The organism is Pseudoalteromonas atlantica (assembly GCA_007988745.1).
GTDB classification, from domain to species: Bacteria; Pseudomonadota; Gammaproteobacteria; order Enterobacterales; family Alteromonadaceae; genus Pseudoalteromonas; species Pseudoalteromonas atlantica.
Window position 1 is genome coordinate 117,761 of the sequence record BJUT01000005.1, and the last position, 7,857, is coordinate 125,617.

General features: G+C 38.0%; 7 protein-coding genes. 4 read left to right on the top strand and 3 right to left on the bottom strand.

Translation table 11 applies throughout. From position 1 onward, the window contains the following. Nucleotides 1-7 precede the first annotated feature (7 nt). Nucleotides 8-361: a DUF6404 family protein gene (locus tag PAT01_RS04535; RefSeq protein WP_154944944.1), complete on the bottom strand. Its 354-nt coding sequence runs from the start codon at nucleotides 359-361 to the stop codon at nucleotides 8-10. Between the two features lie 140 nt (nucleotides 362-501). On the opposite strand from PAT01_RS04535, the gene PAT01_RS04540 reads away from it, so the two are divergent. After that, entirely contained in the window at nucleotides 502-3,006 is a 2,505-nt protein-coding gene (locus PAT01_RS04540) for a M1 family metallopeptidase (protein ID WP_186807270.1), read from the top strand. A 443-nt stretch (nucleotides 3,007-3,449) separates the two neighbouring features. On the opposite strand, the gene PAT01_RS04550 is transcribed toward PAT01_RS04540, so the two are convergent. Continuing rightward, a complete protein-coding gene (locus PAT01_RS04550; protein WP_024605373.1) occupies nucleotides 3,450-4,064 on the bottom strand; it encodes a response regulator in 615 nt (204 codons plus the stop codon). Next, nucleotides 4,042-5,187, bottom strand: a complete 1,146-nt coding sequence (locus PAT01_RS04555) for a sensor histidine kinase (protein ID WP_138578574.1) — start codon at nucleotides 5,185-5,187, stop codon at nucleotides 4,042-4,044. The genes PAT01_RS04550 and PAT01_RS04555 overlap by 23 nt, the downstream gene beginning before the upstream one ends. A gap of 150 nt (nucleotides 5,188-5,337) precedes the next feature. On the opposite strand from PAT01_RS04555, the gene PAT01_RS04560 reads away from it, so the two are divergent. From PAT01_RS04560 to PAT01_RS04570, 3 genes are all read left to right on the top strand, one after another. Further along, nucleotides 5,338-6,492 carry an acyltransferase family protein gene (locus tag PAT01_RS04560; RefSeq protein WP_138578572.1) on the top strand — a complete coding sequence of 385 codons (1,155 nt, stop codon included), beginning with the start codon at nucleotides 5,338-5,340 and terminating at the stop codon, nucleotides 6,490-6,492. Nucleotides 6,493-6,577: 85 nt separating this feature from the next. After that, on the top strand, nucleotides 6,578-6,883 hold the full coding sequence (locus PAT01_RS04565) for a hypothetical protein (protein WP_138578570.1): 306 nt from the start codon (nucleotides 6,578-6,580) through the stop codon (nucleotides 6,881-6,883). Between the two features lie 101 nt (nucleotides 6,884-6,984). Then, the gene (locus PAT01_RS04570; protein WP_024605377.1) at nucleotides 6,985-7,362 is read left to right on the top strand and encodes a hypothetical protein; all 378 of its coding nucleotides are present in this window, start codon (nucleotides 6,985-6,987) and stop codon (nucleotides 7,360-7,362) included. Nucleotides 7,363-7,857 lie beyond the last annotated feature (495 nt).

The window sequence follows — 7,857 nt, forward strand, 5'->3', positions numbered from 1 at the left end:
TTTGGGCTTATTCTCTCAATGAACCCCTGTCTGTTAGATTTAATTGCTTGCGCCTAATGTAGTAGAGGGTTGCCATAACTAAACTAAACAATGCGCCAGTAAGTAACGAGATATAAACTGTTTCTAAAACTGGTTTACCTAGCTCGCTCCACACTAGAAACCATTGGAAGATTCCCCAAACCGGAGCAAAAAAAGCCACACAAAGCATAACGTTTGCGAAAAAACTCTGATAATAATGCGGTGGTAAATATAGCCCAAGTTTGCGTAACAACTTTACAAGTGGAGGATTGTAGTTCGGCTTCCAAACACCTTTATCACTTAATTCTTTATGCGCAAGTTGTAGCTTCGTTTCATAATCCATGTAATAGAGGTTGCTGAATTCAATTTGTTTATGTATTCCAGATGATGGCTGTTCTAATTCTAATTATAAAATAACTTTTATTTCAATAAGGTAGCTGTTAGTGTCGGAGTTTTATAGCAAATTAAATGAAGGAATATTGCTTGAAGTATGTTTTAGCTTTTTGTTTCTTCTGTAGTGTTTATTCTTACGCGACAGGAGTTAATAACTATCGGCTACCCCAAGAAATTACTCTAGATTCACAAATCGTCAATTTAGAATTAGATCCATCAAAACCTACCTTTAGTGGCACCACAATTTTATCGTTAGGTATTTCTTCACCAACAGATACTATTAGCTACCACAGCCATGGTTTAAATATTCAGTCTGTGGAACTTTTAATGGATGAATTATCAACAAACTTACCGGTTGAAACGGCAAATAACTATGACATTGTTAAGCATAAGCTCGATCACAACGTTAGTGGTCAGGCAAAGTTAGCTATTAAGTTTATTGGGAAACTCTCTAGTCATGGACAGGGTCTATTTGTACAAATAAGTGGTGCAGAAGCAGATTATATTTTCTCACAATTTCAGCCAATGCTTGCTAGGCAAGTCTTCCCTAGTTTAAATGAACCAGATAAAAAAACATCATTTCAGTTTACTTTAACCATCCCTTCAAATTTAACGGCGCTTCACAATACACGTGCTCTTTCTACAAAAATTGATTCAAATAAAAAAACGATTAAGTTTGAAAAAACGGCTGTAATTCCGACAGATGTTTTAGCAATCGCCGTAGGTATGTTTGATAGCAAGAAAATGGAGGAGACTAAATACAAGAGTACTTTGTTTTCGCCACAAGGTTTACAGTATCAATATCATGAAGAATTGCCTCTATTAATCAATAACACAATTGATTATTTGTCAGGCTACTTAGGTAAGCCTTTTCCTTACGACAAATTAGATTTCTTCATCGCACCGTTTGACTCTTCTGCTGCAATGGAGAATGTTGGCTTAATTGCGCTTAGCCCAAAAGAAATTCCCTTGGCCGGAGCAAGTAGCTACGATATGTGCGTGTTCCGAAAACTCGTTGCTCATGAAGTTGCACATATGTGGTTTGGTAACGATATCACTATGCAGTGGTATGACGATTATTGGATGAATGAGTCTTTTAGCGAGTTTTTTGCAGCACAAGTAGTGACTCATTTTTATCCCACAGAAGCACAGTGTACTTATACGCCACAATCAAGTTCATTAGAAAGTGACAACGACATGGATCGAGCTGTAATTACTGAAGTGAAGGTAGCTTCAGAGCAAGATGGAACAGGTCAGCTTGTTTACAGTAAGGGCTTTTCTATACTGGCTATGCTTGAGCAGGCAATGGGGGAGGATGAATTTAAAGAGTCAATTCGCGAGTATGTAAAGACTTTTCAAGGCACAGTTGTGTCATTCGATAGCTTTAAACGCTATATCCCTAAAAACCTAGTAGGAGTGGCCTCCTCATTTTTACAACAGTCATCATATCCATTAGTGACCTTGTATCGTAAAGATGATGCACTTTACTTAAAGCAAGATAACTTCTTTAGGCAAAATAAATTGTGGAGCATTCCGCTTACATTGAAAATTTATAATGTTGACAATGAGGTTTCTTATAAAAATGTTCTGTTAAATACTCAAACAATGTTATTGAGTGAAGTTTCGCCTTCATCGCAGGTTTTTATAGACACCAAAGGTGTGGGTTACTTTAGGTATATTGATAAAACAGATAATGCTGAATTTCCACTTCATTTGCTCAGTGATGCAGAAAAGCTGTCTTATATGGAAAATAATGATGCATTGGCAAGCGCAGCACTCATTGATTATATGGATTATGTTGATACGCTAGTACTAACGCTAAATAGTTTACCTACAGACAGTGTTGAATCCTTAAAAGCACTGAATAGTCTAATAGACTCGTTTATTGAGTTTGTACCAAGCGATTTAAAAGCGCCTTACAGCAGTTATTTACAAGCAAACTTACCAAAGATTATTGATTGGCAAACTGTATTTAACAAAGAAAATGGTGGAGCTTGGCTTTCGCTTTATGGTGTTTATTTGAAATCTGACAGTGCAATAGCCTTTGCTAAAGGAAAAATAAAACAAGGTAAAGTTATTGATTTGCCGGCACGCAGTTCCGTGCTACGAGTAGCCGCCGCAAACTCTACAGACAGTGAATATTTAGCGCTTTTAGCTATGTTCAATAGTGGTGACATTACATTTAAAGAAGATGTTTTGGACTCAATTGGCTACACATTAAAAGAGGAGCAAATTAAAGCGTTTTATGAGTTACTGCTCAGTGATTCAACTACTGAGTTTGTTATTGATTACCGTTTCCAGTTTCCAGCATTTTTTGCAGAAAATAGAGAGTTTGTTGCTGCATATTTTTCAAAAAATAAAGGCCGTATTTTAAAGCGGATTCCAAAAGAAGGCGCCCAATGGGTTGTTTATAATTTCATGACCGCTTGTTCAAGTGCAGAAAGTAAATTGATACAAAATACTTTTGAGGGATGGAAAAACATAGAAGGTTTATCAAGTAAATTAGAGGTTATTTTAAATAAGGTTGGAGAGTGTGCTAGGAGCTCAAAAGCGAAAGTGAAAAACTTAGAGCAAAGGATTTATGGTAAAGCTTAAAAATTCCCAAACTATAATAACGACCATGTGATTGGGGCTATTAAATTGTCTAAATATTCCCAATCTAAAACTAAAAACTCTATAAAGAAAAATGCGGTCTAAAAAACTGCATTTTCCCCAAACTATAACTCTAGAAAAGGTGAGCAGAAATGTTCGCCTTTTTTATTTGTGAAGATACGACCAGACAAACTCTTTTTGGACAATTATGAGTTAGAGTCGACGGGCGGTTCGGTGCCATGAGCAGACTGAAGATCTTTAATGTCTGGAATCAAGATTTGGGTGATGCCAATCATACTCATTGCTAGGTCACAAAAAGTGGAACGCCAAGAAAAGCTCGCATGGATAGTCGCCTGTTTGTTTATTAGTTGGTTTTGTTTACTCTTATTTATGTTGATTGCACCACTTAAGCCTAATAAAAATAGTAATTTGGTGTTGTTCGCGTGTTAAATTAGGTTTTGATTAATGGCTTTTATAACGGCCTGAGTGCGGTCTTTTACGTCTAATTTGGCAAGAATTTGTGACACATGATTACGAATAGTCCCCTCAGAGTTATCTAATTTTTTGGCAATCACTTTGTTTGGCATACCTAAAGACAAACACTGCAATACGGTTTGTTCTTTGTCCGTTAAGCAGAGCTGAGGGCTTAGTTGCTTTTTGAGTAAAAAATCAGTCACCGCACTTTGCAATACTCGCTCACCTGCAACGACCTGCTTGATAGCGCTAATGAGCTCTTCAAGTTCAATGTTTTTAAGCACATACCCACGAGCACCTAGATTAAGGGCTTTGACTAATACATCACAATCTTCAAATGTGGTGATGATCAGCACAGGGGTTTTATCACCCTTTTCACGCATTTTTTGCAGCACGCCGAGCCCATCTAAATTCGGCATTCTCATATCGAGTAAAGCAATGTCAAAACTATGCTCAGCTAATAGTGTAAGCGCTTGCAAGCCATCTTCAGCTTGGGCTTCGATATTAATGGCGCTATCGAGGTTAAGTAAATTAGCGAGGCCTAAACGAACTAATGTCTGATCTTCAACTAGTAGGCACTTTATCATGGCTTTTTTCTTCTAAATTTAGTGGTAGTGTCATGGTATTGATCAATGTTTCTTGCTCAAGGTGTTGTGAAAATTCACCGCCAAATTGTGCCATTCGCTCATTTAGTCCTGCTAATCCGTTCCCTTGCTTTGGTAAATGGGTCTCTGCTTGATTGTGATACGCTTTTGCAACTAACAGCGGCTGTTCGCCAACGAGGGTGACATTTACATGCAAAGTAAAATGGTTTGCATGGGTATGTTTAAGGGTGTTGCTGATCATCTCTTGGGTAAACCGCAATACACACAGGGCGTAGTCTTGAGGTAGCTGCTCTGTCTCTTTACTTAGTTGGAGATCACAGTGTAAATTAGGTGTCAGTTCGCAAATGGCCTCAAGAGCTTGCTTAAGTATCGTTTTGTCATTGCGCTGAGTGGAAACGATTTCGCGCACTTCAGCCAATACTTCTTGGCTAAGTTGGTGGCAAAGAGAGAGGGTTTCAACGGTGGCTTCATTTGCAGCTCTTTTAGCAAAATCTAAATTAATGCTGAGCGCGGTAAGCTTATGGCCGAGCGAATCATGGAGCTCGCGTGATATGTTTTGTCGCTCTTGCGCTGCATGCATCGCCCCCATCATGTGTTGGGTGGCTTTTAACTCTTTGTAGTTTTGGCGGGATTGGTAATGTGTATTTAAACTTTCGACAATACGCCGGCTAACAAACCAATTCATCAAGCAAAAGAAAAACCAAATTGTAAACGTGATCCAAGGAATGCCATTTTCCCAGCGCGCATAATGCGTTAAACCATACACCAGCATGGCGGCCACAACACAAGCCAGTATCTTAGGAAGCGAAAAATGAGGACTAAAAACCGCGGTAAACATCACTAGGTGGATAAAAACTAAGGATGTTGAACTCAGTTGTATCATTGCCAAAATAAGCAGGAAATAGCCAAGTGCTACGCCGTGAACAAATTTGTTAGGCTGTTTTAACACATACAGCAAAATAGCTAAAATGGAACCACTTACTATGATTTGCAAATATAGCGCTAATTCTGAGTTGGCATAATAGGCACACGCCAATGTCACCCCAAGCCACGATGCCAATGTTGAGAAATGCCAATCGGTTGTATGTCGTATAGTTGATTCCATTACTGTGGCCATATTTTTTTAGCAATTATTGCAGAACTCGCGTTGTAAAAACAGTGACATCTGTCATAGCTCGGGCTATGAGCTTTGTGACTAGTGTCATGAAACCTCATTCATTTATGCTTTATTAATAAAAGTTAGTTGGGCACATTAATGAATAAAGACAGTCGATTACACTACATTGATAATTTACGCAGCCTCGCGCTATTGCTCGGCATCGTATTTCATGCCGCTTTAGCCTACAGTCCGTTCTTTCGCAATATTTGGTTTACGGCAGACCCAAGCACACATGGTCTATTTGATTATATTACGCATACGCTGCACTTATTTCGGATGCCATTATTTTTTATTATTGCAGGGTTTTGCAGTGCACTTTTAATAGATAAATCGAGCAACGCGCGCTTTTTACATCATCGCAGTAAACATATTCTACTGCCTTTTATTGTATTTTTACCGTTCAGCTTTGCCGTTTACTACCATGCCTTGATTTTTGGAGCCGGTATAGCTAATCCAATACCGCCGATTTTTGCTGTGTTTAAAGTTATTAAAGAGCCTGTTGTTAGCACTATGCACTTATGGTTTTTGTGGAACTTATTCCAGTTTTGCCTAATTCACTGGTTGTTGAAAACAACTAACTTATTAGGCAATAAATTTGATGCGCTTAGCGCTCACCCTTTATTTATGTGGGTTGTACTTCCCATCGTGTTAACGTTTTCATTAATGGGGCAATCTATTCCATTTCCTGCTCCTGATAAACTCACGCCACAGTTATGGTCCTATGGTTTTTACGGCAGTTTTTATTGGTTGGGAGTGGGGCTTAATAAAAAACAGCAGCTCATTTGCTCATATCATAAGTACTTATGGCCTCTTATTTTGGGTGTTGCACTATCACTGACTGGTTATTTTTCTTTATTACCAGCCGCGCCAAGCTTAGATGAAGTGATTGCCGCCGCAACTTCGGGGTATTTTGCCGCAGCGGGAGAGCTGAATGTATTGCATGTTTTATCACAAGGACTGAGTGTTATTTTGTTAACCGCCATAACGTTTTTACTTGGGCATCGTTTTTTAAATCACCAAAGTAAGCTCAGTCGCAGCATCTCAAATGCATCATATTGGATTTATTTAATACATGTGCCAGTGCTGATTTATATTCAGATGCCATTGATTAATACTGGTTGGCCAGTTTTAGTAAAGTTTATAGTTAGCGTGGTTGTTACATTACTTATTGGTCAAATAAGTTATTTATTATTAGTTAAAAATACGTGGTTGGGTGCATTAATTAACGGTAGGCGAACCAAGAAAAGGTAATACAGTCAGCTTAAATGTCGTCACTTGGTAATGACTTAAAAGCGATAAAACTGACACATTAATAGCCACATAAAGGAATATTATTATGCAAGCAATAACAATCAAATCGACAACCGCCACAATTCAAAAAGGGACGATTAAAGCCGACGGTAAATTTTGGCTAACCAACACTGATATTCATTTTTCACCGTTTAATGCACAATTTGGGTTAGGGCCTTATACGTTTTCACGGCGTGAAATTGTAAAAGTGAGTAAGTGCACTGGTAAAGTTGCAGGTATTTTGCCTTATACACATGATGCAATTGAAGTCGTATTAAAAGATGGCAATAAATATCAATTCATTGTGTCAAACGCAGATGAATGGATTAAATTACTTACTCATAGTGCATAGCGCAATCGCTGGTAATTCATCAAAATAGCTATTGTTTTAATGTACCTAATAATGCACGATAAAAATATGACGCTATTTTATTTAGGTATTCAGTGAAGTACATGGATTTAATAAATACGCTTTTGCTTAAGCTCGGATTGGATAAAAAAGCTCATCTACTCATCGTGTTAGGGAAAAAACTATCAAACAACAATAACGCGGTAGTTAAGCCGCTTGAGTTATATTGTTTTTCGCCTGATGCGTATTTCGACGATATAAGTGAGTTTGAGAAAGACAATTGTTTTATTGAGTCTTTGGACGATATAACCCCTGTTAACGCATTGGTGAGAGCACTGAGTAGTGCAAATGCCGTTGTTTGTGTTGATAATCGCTCTGAGCCTTTGCTTGTGTTGCCACTATTACAAAAGCTCGTGCCCATTCGTTTTGAAAAAGCCAACGAGGATCAAATCTTTACTTCAGACATCAAAACTTTTGATTGACTGCTTCGCTCAAAGTCGACCTATAGAGTATTTACGTTAACTCGTCTTGGGGCAAAAACGAGCTACGATTGAAGGTCCGCTGGCACAGAGCCGAACTTCGTCAAAGAGCGATAATCGGTCAGTCAGGTGAGTCGTCATTAACTTAGTAAAAATAAGTGAATACTTTCCTCTTTTATAAATGTTTAAATAAGCTACAGTAAGCATAATATTTATAGTTGGCAGTGGCTTACACTATTCGCTAAGAATATAAGTCCATACAATATGGACGTTTTCGCGTTAAAATAAGAAAAATGTTCTCTTATAAAGTTGTTCAAGTGATTATGCAACACAAACTGCGTGCTGCATAAATACTAAAGTGTTAGGCATCAATCGAGGAATCAACATGTTATGAAATGGAAATGTCTTGGTTCACTTAAAGAAGCGAAAAGCTCTGGTTGTAGTGGAATTTATTTGATAGTCCATAAAGGTGCATTAAACCGAATAGTTTATGTTGGT